This is a genomic window from Alistipes sp. DJF_B185, from assembly GCF_964250025.1.
Taxonomy (GTDB): domain Bacteria; phylum Bacteroidota; class Bacteroidia; order Bacteroidales; family Rikenellaceae; genus Alistipes; species Alistipes finegoldii.
Genome location: NZ_CAXUDY010000022.1, coordinates 1 through 14,441 on the forward strand (window position 1 = coordinate 1; position 14,441 = coordinate 14,441).

Annotated in this window: 16 protein-coding genes and 2 pseudogenes; 10 read left to right on the forward strand and 8 right to left on the reverse strand. The window is 47.4% G+C overall.

The window, feature by feature from the left end; translation table 11 throughout:
- Nucleotides 1-96 precede the first annotated feature (96 nt).
- Nucleotides 97-441 (forward strand): conjugal transfer protein TraO, encoded by a 345-nt coding sequence (locus ACESTR_RS15100; RefSeq protein ID WP_167537974.1) that lies wholly within the window; start codon nt 97-99, stop codon nt 439-441.
- A gap of 18 nt (nt 442-459) precedes the next feature.
- The gene (locus ACESTR_RS15105; protein ID WP_014776477.1) at nt 460-915 is read left to right on the forward strand and encodes a DUF4425 family protein; all 456 of its coding nucleotides are present in this window, start codon (nt 460-462) and stop codon (nt 913-915) included.
- Nucleotides 916-1,043: 128 nt separating this feature from the next.
- On the opposite strand, the gene ACESTR_RS15110 is transcribed toward ACESTR_RS15105, so the two are convergent.
- A complete protein-coding gene (locus ACESTR_RS15110) occupies nt 1,044-2,105 on the reverse strand; it encodes a LuxR C-terminal-related transcriptional regulator (RefSeq protein WP_007756689.1) in 1,062 nt (353 codons plus the stop codon).
- Between the two features lie 299 nt (nt 2,106-2,404).
- On the opposite strand from ACESTR_RS15110, the gene ACESTR_RS15115 reads away from it, so the two are divergent.
- From ACESTR_RS15115 to ACESTR_RS15125, 3 genes are all read left to right on the forward strand, one after another.
- The gene (locus tag ACESTR_RS15115; protein WP_278713983.1) at nt 2,405-3,634 is read left to right on the forward strand and encodes a DUF3575 domain-containing protein; all 1,230 of its coding nucleotides are present in this window, start codon (nt 2,405-2,407) and stop codon (nt 3,632-3,634) included.
- Nucleotides 3,631-4,551: a DUF5119 domain-containing protein gene (locus ACESTR_RS15120; RefSeq protein ID WP_009276884.1), complete on the forward strand. Its 921-nt coding sequence runs from the start codon at nt 3,631-3,633 to the stop codon at nt 4,549-4,551. Before ACESTR_RS15115 ends, ACESTR_RS15120 begins: the two co-directional genes overlap by 4 nt.
- 108 nt (nt 4,552-4,659) lie before the next feature.
- A complete protein-coding gene (locus tag ACESTR_RS15125) occupies nt 4,660-5,781 on the forward strand; it encodes a fimbrillin family protein (protein WP_227042928.1) in 1,122 nt (373 codons plus the stop codon).
- Between the two features lie 188 nt (nt 5,782-5,969).
- On the opposite strand, the gene ACESTR_RS15130 is transcribed toward ACESTR_RS15125, so the two are convergent.
- Together ACESTR_RS15130 and ACESTR_RS15135 are read right to left on the reverse strand one after the other, a co-directional pair.
- The gene (locus ACESTR_RS15130) at nt 5,970-6,227 is read right to left on the reverse strand and encodes a hypothetical protein (protein WP_004328504.1); all 258 of its coding nucleotides are present in this window, start codon (nt 6,225-6,227) and stop codon (nt 5,970-5,972) included.
- A gap of 4 nt (nt 6,228-6,231) precedes the next feature.
- Nucleotides 6,232-6,992: pseudogene (locus ACESTR_RS15135) on the reverse strand (ParA family protein).
- A gap of 287 nt (nt 6,993-7,279) precedes the next feature.
- Here ACESTR_RS15135 and ACESTR_RS15140 point away from each other — a divergent pair.
- Together ACESTR_RS15140 and ACESTR_RS15145 are read left to right on the forward strand one after the other, a co-directional pair.
- Nucleotides 7,280-7,609 carry a hypothetical protein gene (locus tag ACESTR_RS15140; protein WP_004327465.1) on the forward strand — a complete coding sequence of 110 codons (330 nt, stop codon included), beginning with the start codon at nt 7,280-7,282 and terminating at the stop codon, nt 7,607-7,609.
- Between the two features lie 3 nt (nt 7,610-7,612).
- Nucleotides 7,613-8,029, forward strand: a pseudogene (locus tag ACESTR_RS15145) (virulence RhuM family protein); the annotation flags it as partial.
- Here the strand turns inward: ACESTR_RS15145 and ACESTR_RS15150 are convergent.
- Together ACESTR_RS15150 and ACESTR_RS15155 are read right to left on the reverse strand one after the other, a co-directional pair.
- On the reverse strand, nt 7,985-8,374 hold the full coding sequence (locus tag ACESTR_RS15150; protein ID WP_014776481.1) for a plasmid mobilization protein: 390 nt from the start codon (nt 8,372-8,374) through the stop codon (nt 7,985-7,987). The pseudogene ACESTR_RS15145 and the gene ACESTR_RS15150 sit on opposite strands and share 45 nt — an antisense overlap.
- Before the next feature lie 329 nt (nt 8,375-8,703).
- Nucleotides 8,704-9,081 carry a DUF3408 domain-containing protein gene (locus ACESTR_RS15155; RefSeq protein ID WP_004330044.1) on the reverse strand — a complete coding sequence of 126 codons (378 nt, stop codon included), beginning with the start codon at nt 9,079-9,081 and terminating at the stop codon, nt 8,704-8,706.
- 743 nt (nt 9,082-9,824) lie between these two features.
- Between ACESTR_RS15155 and ACESTR_RS15160 the strand changes: the two genes are divergently transcribed.
- Together ACESTR_RS15160 and ACESTR_RS15165 are read left to right on the forward strand one after the other, a co-directional pair.
- Nucleotides 9,825-10,136 (forward strand): helix-turn-helix domain-containing protein, encoded by a 312-nt coding sequence (locus tag ACESTR_RS15160; protein WP_004330047.1) that lies wholly within the window; start codon nt 9,825-9,827, stop codon nt 10,134-10,136.
- Nucleotides 10,137-10,178: 42 nt separating this feature from the next.
- A complete protein-coding gene (locus ACESTR_RS15165) occupies nt 10,179-10,502 on the forward strand; it encodes a helix-turn-helix domain-containing protein (protein ID WP_004295308.1) in 324 nt (107 codons plus the stop codon).
- 521 nt (nt 10,503-11,023) lie between these two features.
- On the opposite strand, the gene ACESTR_RS15170 is transcribed toward ACESTR_RS15165, so the two are convergent.
- Together ACESTR_RS15170 and ACESTR_RS15175 are read right to left on the reverse strand one after the other, a co-directional pair.
- Nucleotides 11,024-11,416, reverse strand: coding sequence for a hypothetical protein (locus tag ACESTR_RS15170; protein WP_004320820.1), 393 nt, complete (start codon nt 11,414-11,416; stop codon nt 11,024-11,026).
- Between the two features lie 38 nt (nt 11,417-11,454).
- Entirely contained in the window at nt 11,455-12,015 is a 561-nt protein-coding gene (locus tag ACESTR_RS15175; protein ID WP_004330050.1) for a sigma-70 family RNA polymerase sigma factor, read from the reverse strand.
- A 288-nt stretch (nt 12,016-12,303) separates the two neighbouring features.
- Here ACESTR_RS15175 and ACESTR_RS15180 point away from each other — a divergent pair, with 288 nt between their 5' ends.
- Nucleotides 12,304-12,693: a hypothetical protein gene (locus ACESTR_RS15180; RefSeq protein WP_004330051.1), complete on the forward strand. Its 390-nt coding sequence runs from the start codon at nt 12,304-12,306 to the stop codon at nt 12,691-12,693.
- Between the two features lie 168 nt (nt 12,694-12,861).
- Here ACESTR_RS15180 and ACESTR_RS15185 read toward each other — a convergent pair whose 3' ends face one another.
- Nucleotides 12,862-14,109: a site-specific integrase gene (locus tag ACESTR_RS15185; protein WP_004330052.1), complete on the reverse strand. Its 1,248-nt coding sequence runs from the start codon at nt 14,107-14,109 to the stop codon at nt 12,862-12,864.
- Between the last annotated feature and the right edge of the window lie 332 nt (nt 14,110-14,441).

Consider the following 14,441-nt stretch of genomic DNA (forward strand, 5'->3'; position numbering starts at 1 on the left):
TCCGCATAGGGTTCGAGGTAGTCGAACTGCTGGTTTCCGCCCCAGTTCTCCCATCCTTTGTTCCAGCCCTCGAACAAGGTGTACAAGGCTTTCAAGGTGGGGGCAAACCTTAATTACCGGAATCTAAACCGGGATCTGGTAAAGGCAAACACCGTGACGGTCGGCCCGGAGCTGGCCTATTACGCCCTGAAAGGACGGAAATTCTCGCTCCTGGGGATCGCAGCCGGGACGATCGGCTACCAAAAAGCCAAGGCGAAAAGCGATCTTGTGTACCTGGCGAAAAGCAAGGCTTTCGTGTATGGATACGAGGTCGGGATAAGGCCGGAAATGTTGCTAAGCCCGAAAGTGGCTCTTTTTGCCGAATACAGGTTTGAAATGTTGTTTAACTCCATTCTCCGGAATAACAACCATGTCGGCCTGGGGTGCGTGATCTATTTATAAACTTAAATAATTGAAGGTATGAGAAAGTATTTGTATTTGTCGGCCGTATGCGTGTGCATGGCATTGTGTTTCGTCGGTTGCAGCAAGGACGACGACGAACCGGGAGGAAAAGGGGCGATGTATGAGGTAACGATCGAGCAGTCGGGAGATTTCCGCAGCTTCATTAAGTCGGTCGTGGTAGTCGCCAACGGTACGCGGTTGAAAGACGGGGCGACGGGGGAAAGCCTCGCAAGCCCGTTGATTCTAAGCGATGAAGAACTGGCCGTCGAAAAGGTGACGTTAACCACGACGGGAAAGGCGATCGAGTTCGCCGTTTCCGGTAGTGTCGTGGACGGGGAGGACGGTGTCGTGAACGAGCCGATGCAGTGGGTTGTGACCGTTTACAAGAACGGAAAGGAGATCGAGAAAAAGAGCCTTTCTTTCCGGGACGGGAAGGAGATCGGTATGGATGATCTTAATCTGTATTATAATTGACGTGACGACCTGAATGTCCCCCGGATGAATGTTCGGGGGATTTTTTTTCTTTTGGGCGTTCCCGTGGGACGGTCGGGCTTTACGTTTCAAGTCCTCGCCTAAAGGCTGTGGGCTTTACTCTGCAATCCCTAACGCATGGCTGAAAACTCCTCTTGCCGGTGGTGTTCTTCTTCATACAGCCTCATGCGTTCTTGTAATGCTTCTTTTAAATTGTCGCTTTTTTTCAGTCCGAGTTTGGCACGTATGTTCGCTCGTTGGCTGGTTATGTTTCCGCTACTCCGATGTAATAATTCGCATATTTGGCTGACGGTCTTGTCTTGCAGTATTAAACGGCAGATGTTTAATTCGGACGGGGATAAATTGGGATATATTCTCCTGATTGTATCAAGTTTACTTTTTTCCTTTTTCTGGTATGCGGCAAGGGCTGTAAAAAGATTTTCTTTGGATTGTTCCCCTATTATGTTTAACAGGGAGCTTGTCTTTTCTTCCGGGTTATTCTCGCTTAACAACTCGGCGAACGCGAATAGTTCTTCCTTTTTCATTTGGAGACGTTTCAAAAGCATTTCCTCTTCCTCTTTTAGCAAGTTGCTACTTTTTAGCAAGCTGCTGATATTACTGTGTAAGGATCTTCCTAATAAGGGGATCATGGTGTATATGATGATGATCAAAGGCAGATAACTGTATAGGAACGGTTCGTCGGTGATAAGTGTGCAGATTGTATAGGAAGCTATGGTAAGGGAGGACAATAGGATGGAGATATTACTCATATAGGCACAGATGGAAAGCATGGTAAATAAGAGAGAGATAGTAATGTTACTCATTATCAATGCTCTTTGATAACTATATTCATATCCGCTACATATTGAGCAATAAATTATCTCGATAAAAATCTCGATATGTATGGCTATCAGTATAATGGAAAAGGTCGTGGTCAGATTTACTCTCTTTTTAAAATAAGCGAGAGTGCACATAATGATAAACAGGAATAATACGCTGTTAATATAATAAAACTGTTCATTGGGAAATGGAACTGAATATATGTATATGGGTGCGCATAAGGCCAGCATGAGCAGGGATAGATGAAAGACACGTTTTTGTTGATACGTTATTATCATTTCGCTTTCTTTTTTGTCGTAAGTTTGAGTTTTTATTGAACTTAGAAAAGTAGCGGCTTTTGTGCTGAATTTCATGTGTTTTATTGTTTTAAGTGTTATTAAGTATAATGTTTCCTGCAAAAATAACTGTTTTTTTTTTTTGTATGTTTAAGTACTTTTCTTTATGATGTTAAGTGTTTTTAATTGTTGTGTAAGCGTGATTGGCTGCTGTGGTAAGTGTTGTAGCTGTTGTGTGGTTGTCTTTTTAAGTATTTATAAGTTTAAAATACTTGTTTTTTGCTTTGGAGGTTGGTTTATAGGTGCATATCTTTAGCGGTTGAAATTCAGGGGGTGTAAAAGCCTGGGTTTGGATTGTCATATTAACAAATGATTAAATGACGAAAAGAGGTTTTTATATTAAATGTGTATTGTTCGTGCTCGTGTTGAGTATAAGCGGAGAAATATCCGCTCAGGAGAAGCGTGATTCGGTAAGGATCTATTTTCATCAAGGAAAGGTAAATATAGATACATGTTTACTTGACAATGGGAACGAGATGGAGCGGTTTGCTAAAATCTGTTCCGCATTGAACGACTCCGTCCGTCTTATCAGGAAAATTCAAATAATAGGAGGAGCTTCCCCGGAAGGAGGGGGGCTGTTGAATGGAAGGCTGTCTGAAAAACGAGCAGAGGTTTTGTGGCGGTATATATCACCTTATATAAAGATTCCGGTATTGGAGAGGGATTTTCATTTTTCGGGAAGCGACTGGAACGGACTTATAACGATGGTGAGAGCGGATGTGAATGTTCCGGAGAGGGAGGATGTCCTTCGTTTGTTGGAGAAGATCGTCCGTTTGGAAAACCAGGACAGCCCTTATTTGGGGGGAGAACTGAAAAGACTGAAAGGGGGGAGGCCATACTCATATTTGTATAAATTCCATTTTCCGAAACTTCGTTCGTCGATGGTGAAAATATGCTATGATAGTGATCCGATAAATCCCGTCAGAGATACGGTATATATACATACACGTGATACGTTGTGCATCCGTGATACCGTTACCGTCATAGCTCCGGTAAAGAAACGGCCGTTTTGCATGGCGGTGAAAACAAACTTGCTTTATGACGCTGTTTTGATACCTGACATCGGGGTTGAGTTCTGTTTGGGGAAGAACTGGTCTGTGGCCGGGAATTGGATGTATGCCTGGTGGAAAAGTGATCGGAAGCATAATTATTGGCGTATCTATGGGGGAGATGTGGAGTTGCGCCGCTGGTTCGGTCGGAGAGCGGTGGAAAAACCGTTTTCCGGGCATCATGTCGGATTGTACGGGCAGATCGTCACCTATGATTTCGAATTGGGTGGGAAAGGTTACTTGGGGGATAAATGGAGTTACGGGGGAGGCGTGGCTTACGGCTACTCGTTACCTGTGGGACATCGGTTCAATGTGGATTTCACGTTGGGAATCGGCTACCTTGGAGGATCGTACAAGGAGTACATCCCTTTGGACGGTCACTATGTATGGCAGACCACTAAAAACCGCCGCTGGTTCGGCCCGACCAAGGCGGGTATCTCTTTGGTGTGGTTGATCGGGCGGGGGAATTATAGCCGGAAGAAAGGAGGCAGGCAGTGATACGGATACGCTTTAGTCTGGTGTTCATATTTTTATGGATAGGACTGACGGCTTGTGAGCATAAGGATTTATGTTACGATCATCCGCACTTTGCCACGGTGCGGGTAATATTCGACTGGACCAAGATTTCCAATCATGACAAGCCTGAAGGCATGAGGGTCGTATTTTATCCGACCGATGATGAAAGCAACACGTGGATATTTGATTTCCCCGGAGGAGAGGATGGGGAAGTGGAGCTCCCCGAGAATGATTACCGGGTAATTTGCTTCAACTACGATACCGACGGGATGGTTTGGAAAGAAAACGGCAGTTACACGCTTTTTACTGCCGATACGCGTGATGTTCGGTCGCCGGATAACCGGACAATGGCCGTCACCCCACCCTGGCTGTGTGGCGACCATATAGACAGAGTTATCCTCAAGGACATTCCGGGAGGAAGCGCGGAGATAGTACGGCTAACTCCCGTAAACATGGTATGTCACTACACGTATGAGGTGAACGGTCTTCGGGGACTGGATAGGGTGGCGGATTTGCGGGCCGCTCTTTCCGGCATGTCCGGCTCGCTTAACATGTCCGGCGACAGTTTGCCCGCCGGTCTTTCGGAGAGCCTGCTCTTTGATGGAATGGTTTCACGGAATCAGATTATAGGCGGATTCTATACGTTTGGACATTCCGCACTTGAAGGAGAGCCCAATGTTTTCCGGCTGTATCTCAAGAACCGTTCCGGCAGCATGTCTGTATTGGAACAGGACGTGAGCGACCAAGTGCATGATGTCCCGGTAGCGGGGCATATCGGTGATGTGCATCTGGTGTTGAATTTTGATTATGAGGTACCATCCGAGCCGGGAAATGGCGGTCCGGGATTTGATGTGGACGTTGATGATTGGGATGATGTGAATGTGGATATAGTGTTGTAAACGGATATTTGAGTTTTCAGTGCGGATTGGATGCCGGGTAAACGCTATGTCAACTATTAAGTAATCGAGTTTATTAATTATATGTATCAATTTGATTTGTTTTTATTTATGAAAAAAAGTACAGTAATGCTTTGGGCAATCTTTGGAGCGCTACTCATGGGTTGCTCAGACGAGGAGATTGCGAATGTGGAAACCTCCTCGCGGAATGCGATTGGTTTTAACGTGTTAAGTAATGCGGCGGAAACGAGGGCTACCCCTACTACCCCCTCCAACTTGACGAGCACCGATTTCGACGTGTTCGCTTTTACGGCGGATGGTACTGCCTTCATGGGAAAGGTAGACACGGATTTTGGACATGACGGAGTGAAGATCGTGTACAAAAATGGTAAGTGGGATTATGACGATGCGAACGACCTTCGTTATTGGCCTACCGAGGCTTTGGACTTTTACGCGTTCAATCCCGGAACGGTTAGTGAAGACATGATAGTGTTTTATAGTTGGGAAGCCACCAAGGATGTCCAAAAGATAAGTTATACCTGCATGGATGAGTATGGAAGCGGTACTACTCATGCAAACTACGACGTGATGTATGCCATGGCCAAAGGCCAGACAAAAGACATGAACAACGGAATAGTGAAATTTAATTTCAAACATATTCTGTCACAGGTCGTATTCAAAGCAAAGACCCAATACGATAACATGCAGGTGGACATCGACGTGATCAAGATTCATAATTTCAAATTTGCCGGCGCCTTCACATTGCCTGCGGCAGCCGATGGAACGGGAAGTTGGAGTTCGTCTGATTTAGCATTTCCACACGCATTTACCGTAGTGAAAAACGCAAACATCACGGTCAATAGCAATACCGAAGCTACCGATATTACCACAAATACTCCTATGCTGAATATACCACAGGAGCTGACTGCTTGGAAAGTTTCCGAAACAGCCACCAAAAGCAAGTTGGAGGCCGATAATGCGAAGCAATGTTATCTGGAGATCGCCTGCAAAATCCGGCAGTCCGGAGCTTATCTGTTGGGTTCAGCAAGCGAATACAAAACAATTTATGTTCCGTTCGGAGATACATGGGAACAGGGCAAGCGTCATATCTACACGTTGATTTTCGGTGGTGGTTATGATGATCAGGGAGAGGCTGTGTTGAATCCGATCCAGTTTGATGCAGAGACAACAGGCTGGGTTGATGCAGATAAAGACGTAAACGTCCAACCTTAATCCAAACGTTTATTAATATCGTACCCGTTGGCAGGTTAAACATACGCAAGATTAACCCTGCCAACGGGTTTTTTATAGGGAATCGCATTTTCAATATACTTTTTGATGTGTAGGGGTGCTTTTTGCGTACCTTTTTCCTGGAGAATTTCTTTTGTGGAGTGTTTGCCCTGTATATTCCCGATACGCTGTTATAGCAGGGAACTGTTTTTATCCAAGTAGTCAGATATAGCCTCTTGCAATACCGATTTTAGCGAATCGCCTTTGCGGATCGCGATCAGCTTTAAGTTCTGGTGATAGGTTTCGTCCATGACAAAATTACAATGCACGGTTTTCGCTTTCTTCGGCTTTTGAGCCTCTTTTTGCCCGGCCGTGGATTGGGTCAGGCTGTCTAATCCCCCGGTCAGCCCGGCCGACATACTGTTTTTTAAATCGTTCTTCTTTGCCATATGGTTACTTTATTTCTGTTAGCAGTTCGTTACATACCTTCTCGTAGTCCTCTGCCCCGGCAGATTTTGGGGCATAGTGAAAAATATCCTGCCCTTGTGTCGGGGCTTCGGCCAGCGTAATGGCGTTGCGTATATGGGTGCTGAACACTTTGCCCTGGAATGTTTCCTGTACCAGTTCCGAAACGCTCTTGTTCAGGTTCTTTCTTCCGTCGTACTGGGTTATCAGGACCCCGGCGATCGAAAGATCCGAGTTCAAACGTTGCTGCACCTTGTGGACGACCTGCATAAGTTTGGCCATTCCACGCATTGCCAGGAATTGAGCCTGAACCGGGATAATCAACCGATCCGAGGCCGTCAGTGCGTTAAGCGTGAGCAGCGACAGCGAGGGGGGGGGCAGTCGATCAGGATATAATCGAATTTTTCCTTTTGGCCCTTGATAAGGTGGGCTAAGATAAGTTCCCGCCCGGCCTCGTTGATTAACTCCGTTTCAACGGCCGAGAGATCCAGGCAGGAGGGAACGACGCTAAGACCGTCCTTATGCTCGTAGATCGGCAGGTCGTATTCGCCTTTCATCGCGCCGTAGATCGTTTGGGGAAGCTCCGCGGAGAAGCCCAGCGATTCGGTCAGGTTGGCCTGCCCGTCAAGGTCGATCAAAAGAACCTTGTACCCTTTTTGACGTAACGCGCCGCCCAGGTTGATCGTGGTTGTGGTCTTTCCTACTCCCCCCTTGTGATTCAATACGGAGATTACTTTTGCTTTGCTCATAAATTCAGTTTTTTAAATGGTTGTCATGTCCGCAAATATAGTTAAAATACTAATATACTAAAATACTAAAAGTAGTATTTCTCGTTTTTTGCGTGTTTTTTGTACCGATCGGGGAAGCGTACCGAAATAAATCCTGTTTCCGTCTTTCGGTACGTTTTGTTTCTGTACCGGAATTAATCAAAGATTAGAATAACCATAAATGTTTTTATACGTTAATCATACGTATGTATATATGTATATATTTGTTTTTGAGTATCTTTGTGTGCTATAAATAAAAAATAAAAGACATGAGCACTTATTCGTATAAAAATCCGAAGTTTATAAATTCCCCTAAAGGGGTGGTTGAAGTTGTAGAAGTGATTTATGACGGCAAAGATGATCCGGCCTATTCACTGGCTATTATTAAATGGGAAAATACCTATAAATTAGGTATTCGTTGGAACATCGCTTATAGTGAATGGGACGATTACCGCAAACAGAACGGGCAAGATGAATGTATAGGTAATCCACAGTCGAGAGGTATTCCCACCTGGTTTGTTTTGCCCGATGATATGATGTTTGGTGAGAAGTTCAGCGGTGCGATGCAGAGGCTTGATGAATTAAGAAAAGGTAAGTAAGCAATGGAACAGGGAGAAATCATATTATACCAGCCGGATGAAGCGGTCAAGTTGGAAGTGAGGTTGGAAGATGAAACCGTTTGGCTGACACAAGAACAAATAGCCGACTTGTTCGGGACTAAAAGGCCAGCTATTACCAAACATTTGAACAACATTTACAAAAGCGGCGAACTTGATATAGATAGCACATGTTCCATTTTGGAACATATGGGTAATGACGGCAAACAGAGATATACTACTAAATATTATAATCTTGATGCGATTCTGTCAATAGGATATCGGGTTAATAGCAAGAACGCAACCCTTTTTAGGAAATGGGCGAATAGTGTATTAAAGGATTATCTTTTAAAGGGGTATTCCATTAATAAACGTTTGTCAGAACTTGAAAGGACTGTCGCTCAACATACCGAGAAGATAGACCATGATCCGCTTCAGCTTTCCCAGCAGCCCGTCTATCAGCAGCCTTGTCCTGTAAAAGCCTGTCTGGTGCGAGAGCTTTGTCAGTTGGTTCAGATTGTTCGCCATTCCCGCCAGGCTGCGCAGCAGCGCATTCTCTTCAGGCGTATGCCTTGCCGTAACGGTGGCCGCCAGTGCCACCTCCCTGATATAGACCGCCAGACTCCGGCCGGACTTCCTTGCCCTGAATCTGAGAGCCTCGTAGCTGACGGGGGAGAACTTCACTGTCACTCCCTTGGTCAGCTTCCGCGTCCTGCCCAGTGCCGGACGGCCGCGTTTTTTCTTCATCTCATTCATATCCTTTGTCATATGTTTTTTCTTTTTCGTCCGTACTTCTTTCATTCCAAAATCTGCGACCGGCGGGAGTGGATTTACCCTCCCTGCAACCGCCGGGCGCTGGGGAGCAAGGGTTTTCGGGAATCCGGAAACATAACCTTGCTATTACTATTACAGAATCCACCCTTCAAAACAACAGGAAATATTAATATCAATGGTTTCAGATAACCGTTTCCATTCCTGGTCCGGAAGGTGGCAATGAAAGTATATCCGCCGGAGGTGTACATATATTTTCTACAGTCATCCGTTCCGGCTGATATACGACCGGCAGTCATTCACACGGTCTGACAGTCACCGGTACTCTAAAGTTTCCTCCAGCGTTCGATGTCTTGCCGGTAGGTTTCAAGATGCCGTCTTGCCAGATTCTCCAGCAGCCCGGATACGCTCATTCCCCGGCAGCCCAGTCTCAGGACGATCATGTCCAGGGCACTACGAGTTTCCTCACTGATGAACACGGCTTTAGGTCCCTTGATTTTAGGGGGAATGAGATAAGTTTCCCGATACTTTTCCAAAGCCGGGCGCTTCGGTGCCTTCTCCGGCTTTGCCGGCTGTGGGCAGGTTCCGTCAAGTATCTCCCTGAGGGTACTTCCCAACTTCTCACACAGGACGGCCATACGGTGCGTATGTCCTTCCGCCATCGTTTTTCCCACAAGGGGCATGTCTTCTTTTCCTTCTTTCATAGAAACTTGGATTTACGTTGATACGATGGTTTCCCATATACCGGGAAACCGATTGTCGCCGGCAAATAAAACGATAAAAAACAGACGGATCGACACTTAGGGTTCTGTTGGCGTATTCTTCTGTATCATTCTCTGCTTCAGGGTGTACGGACGGTGAGAACTTCATTATTATACGCATCGGAAGCAGGGCATGAACTTTACGGATGCAGTTGCAATCACTAAAGACCGATTGCAACCATTAATGATTATAACCGGTCATTAATGGTTGGTTATAATTATTAATGGCCGGTTACAAACACTGATGCCCGCATCAGTGTTTGTCCGGCAGGCATCTTTCAGTCCGGATATGGAAGAACATCCTGATAACCGGCCTCTTTACCGGGATGGGACAAAACTGATGGACATCCGTCATGTTCATAAGCGTCTCCACGATAACATTTGGCGCATCTTTCTATTGTATAAATCAATAAAAGTACATCTTATGAAAAAGAAAGATCGCTTCGATTCCAATTGAATATCTATTCCGGACATCTGATGACATATAATGACATCTGATGAAGGGCCGGAACCATATCCGGGAACAATCATTTACTTTGCGGATGAAACAGGCACGCATATGGTGTCAAAGGTAGTCATCCTGTCTTGAAATTCAGGATGTTCCGCTGGGATTCACTAAATTGCGGCACGGAATCCGGATCCGAAGAGAGAATGAAACAGATGTCAAACCTGAAATTACAGTGATTATGGAAATAGTGAACATTGAGGCAAGGACCTTCGAGGCGATGCTCTCGGCCTTCCGGACGTTCGCGGACCGGCTGGACACCCTCTGCCGGCTGTACGGCGACATAGAGGAGAAGAAATGGCTGGACAACCAGGAGGTGTGCCTGCTGCTGAAGGTCAGCCCGAGAACCCTGCAGACCCTCCGTGACAACGGCACGCTGGCATACACACAGATCTGTCACAAGACTTATTACAAGCCCGGGGACGTGGAAAGTATCATCCGGATAGTGGAGGAGCGCCGCAAGCGGGCTGAAAGTATGGGAAGGTCGATCTGAAAGGCCATGAAAAACGAATGTCGAACAAAAAAAGATCAAGTCATGATGAATACCGATAACCGTCTGCTCACCCGTGAGAGCAGCGAGCATATAAGAGAGTTCTTCTCTACCGTTGAGCGTCTCTCCGTTTCCATGGAGCGTCTCTTTGCCGGCAGGTCACCGGCGATGGCGGGCGAGAACTTCTATACGGACCGCGAACTGGCTGAAAAGCTGAAAGTGAGCCGCCGCAGCCTGCAACAGTACCGGGACAGCGGTCTGCTTGCCTTCACCCGGCTAGGCGGCAAGATACTGTACCGTTCTTCCGACATCGAGAAGCTGCTTGACGGCTGCTACAGGGAGGCGAGAACCAGACCGGAGGAACTTTAGAAAAGTTCCGTACGGGATCGTGAATGAAGGGGCGGGCGGTTGTCATACCGGCCGTCCCTTCGTTTTCTTTCCACCGGATGAACGACTTTAATTTGCTCATAAAGTATTTATACACAGAGTGTTTTCTTTATAAATTATGATCCGGTGACGACATTGGCATAACATGGCGGGACATGGAAACATTTTTCCGGTATGGCAATAAGATACGGGGATTCCATTATAAAAAAAGACCCTTATTTTATTATGTCATTATGTTATTCTGAAATTGGGGCGGGCTGCCCGTGTATCGGTGGAACGGTCCGTTCCTGTAATGGCGGCACATCCCGTACTGATATCATTATCCGCCGGCAATGTTGTTTCCCGGTCTTGCCGGAGTGACCTTATGCCGGCCGGTGACAACCGCATGTCCGTGTGTAAACATGGCGGCGCATAAAAACAGGCACACCCTCCGGGCTCCTGTCCCGTCGGATGCGCCTGTCTCCATCATGTCATATACAGCCGGACTACTCCGGCCCATGCCTCTATCTGAGTATCGGATTCGAGAGCAGTATCTTGTAATAGGCCACCCCGCCAATCTCTACCGGCATCCTCGCCATCATGAACTGCACGCTCTTCCTCTCCACCTTCGCCTGCCGCATGAGCCTCTGCACGATAAACCCGGCCGAGAACCTTGCGCATCTTTTATCCTTCCAGACGATGAACCCCTCGCTGTCGTCGGCCCGGCAGATATACCAGTCACCCGTCTCGTCATCGTGGGCGAAGTTCACCCGTCCACCGCCGAGGATTCCCAATTCGATTGACATCGTCTTTGACAGATAGACGGTTCCCCTGCTGTCAAGGTTGATGGTCCGCTTTCCCTTGTATGTGACTTCCTGCGGACGGGAGTTTTCCCTGTTGTATACTATCAGTGCCATAATTGTCTTTCTTTTATCGGTTGAACTGTTTTCGTTTTTCAATACATGAAGCTTTCCACCGCCAGCATCCGGCTTCTCCATGCGAAACCGCTGTGGGTACGTACCGCGTCCACTATCCTGCATACTTTCTGCGATATGGCCGATGCCGAGATACCCATGCATTCCGCCAGTGCCTTGAACGAGAACTGCGCCTCATAGAACCTGAGCATGAACATCCGGTATTCCTCGTAGGAGAACTTCTGCCTTACGAAACGCAGTATGTCCTTAACCAGCCTCTCGCACCCGTTCAGGTCGTCCTCGGAAAGGAATTTTGCCTCCTCGCCACATCGGAGGAAGAAATCATCTTCAGGGTGTGCATACCGGTTCTCCCTTTTAATCTTTACCAGGGCCGCCTTTTTGTAGCATCCGATGAAATACGCGTCATAGTCCGTTATGTCCTTTCCGGGAACCAGCACCTGCCTTCTTACGAAAAGGTAGGTGTCATGGAAATTGTCCTCGTCCAGCATTCCGTACCGGCGTAACGTCCCTCTCAACCTGTCATAGGATTTTGTGAACCACTCGTTGAACAGTCTTTCCTTTTCTGCGCTCTTGTCTGCCATAGCCTTATGTTTTTTTTGAGTCGTACATTTGTACGTTATACATGGCCTACACGGGTAGGCATTCTTATTTCTTGTGCTTCCTCCAGTTTGTTTTTCGGCGGTCTCCGGCAAGGCTTGCCGTGAAAAAATACGCTCACGCGAAGCGTGAGGAAGATTTTTTCACGAGCAACCAGCCCGCAGGGCCGCCTTGCGGGACCGGCCTGAAAAACAACTATTTTTGCCGCAAGAAATGAGGATGACAGATTACTTCCTTCTATCTATTGTCTGTCCGGTGAGAATTTAGATTCCATGCAGCTTTTCTGTCTTCGGTATGTTTGGAGAAATATTCAAGGATATGAAATGAGAACGGCAATACGTGATGTTGCGGAAGGAATGGATATGGGATTGGAAACAGGAAGCGTGCCCGGGTTTTCATGCAGTTTATACGGCGGTGTTGATTTTGAGGAGGATTACAGGGAAGTGACAGGATGGTCGGCTGTCGGAAAAGAAGCAATACCGGCGGACGTGGATATGGGCAAAACCACCCGTACATGCAATGCAGAGGGAGCAGGAGAGCCTTCACCACAGCCGGAGCCCCTTTTCATGCCGTATCCCGACATGAAAAGGGGCTCCTGGACAATTCTTTTCCTTTTTCCTTGTCGCACATGCACTACGTCGGTCGCAGTTTTCGCCTTCTGAATCAATTTTCCCGTCCGTCACCCGCGCATTCGGAGCGTTTTTCCGGCAGAAAATTTCACCGTACGGAAATTTTCTGCCGGAAACCGGAGGGAAAACGCGCAGATCCGCGGGGACGGCGGAACTTTGATGAAGAAGGGGAAAAATCACTCGTCCCGTAAATGCCTTCCCTCAGATGGCATCGCATATCTCCTTCTCCATCTTTTCCAGCTTATGGGACAGGACTTCCATGTCGCTGCTGATCTTCTGGTTGGTTATCCGGGCATATATCTGGGTGGTTTTCAAATCCGTATGACCCAAAAGACGGCTTACGGTCTCGATGGGCACACCGTGCGAGAGCAGCACGGTGGTGGCGTTCGTATGCCGGGCAACATGGTAGGTCAGCCGTATCTTGAAACCGCACTGCCTACCAAGTTCCTTCAATATGACGTTGCATCTGCTGCTGCTCGGTACCGGAAATACATGATCGTCCTTGGACAGCCCCTTGTACTTCTCTATGATGCGCCTGGGAACGTCCAGCAGGCGGATGTTGGACTCGGTGTTCGTCTTCCGCCGGCGGGTGATGATCCAGAGGTTGCCGTCGAAGAAGGTCTGGAGCCGGTCAGTCGTCAGCGCCTTCACGTCTGCGTATGCCAGTCCGGTAAACACCGAGAAGATGAAGAGGTCACGTACCAGTTCGCAGGTCCCGCTTTTCACCGGGACCTCCATCAGCGTCTGTATCTCACGCTCCGTCAGGTAGCCCCGGTCAACGCTCTCGAAGGAGTTGATGTACCCGGCGAAGGGATTGAAGGGAAGTGCACCGCTGTTGCGGGCGATGGAGATGATGTGCTTGAGCCCGATCATGTAACCCCATACGGTATTGGTGCGGCATTTCTTCTCCGTACGCAGAAAATACTCGAAGTTGTTGATGAAGGTCAGGTTGAGTTCCTTCAGGGGGATGTCGTCACGTCGGTACACTTTCGGGACGAACTCGCACAGGTGCTTGTATATGGTACGGTAGCGGTTGTATGTCCCCTGTACGCGGCTGTGTCCCACTTTCTTGATGAACTCCTCGTTGTGCTGTTCGAAGAGTTTCAGCAAAGTCTCCCGTTTCACGCCCAGTCCGAGGTAGACATCCCTCAGCCTGGCAGCAGTGACATAGCCGTCGGACTGCATCAGTTCCTGGTAACGACGGTTCACGTCCACACGTATCCGGTCAACCGCCGCATTGATTTTCTGTGCCTCGACGCTCTTGCCGGTGGCACGTGCCGTTTTCACGTCCCAAAGTTTCGGGGGTACGTCCAGCTTGCAGCTGAACTGCTTGATTTCGCCGTCCACCGTAAGACGGCACATCAGGGGGAGATAGCCGTTGGCTCTCTCGCTGCCCTTCTTCACGTAGAAGAGGATTTTGAAAGTCGATCTGCTCATACTCGTTTTCATACTTTTTTGATTGTTACAAAGTTAATATCAAGCGAGTTGTCTCCAAGTATGAAAAATTGTGCAAATTACTGAAATATAACCTGTTGTACCGTTTCTTGTTCCTATTATATCAGTAACGATATGGGAACTGAAGTCTTTCGCAACTTTTATCGAACCTCCTTTTTCAGCTTATGCAGTATTATGAGCTAAACACCTAACTGATTAGTGGACTGCATTTTTGCTGTATTATCATTAACCTTGCCTTTTTCTTTTACGTTTATTTACGATACGGTCGCGCATCAACTGCATGGAGTTGAAATTACGCGAAATATTCTGGATGATCTCGATATAAT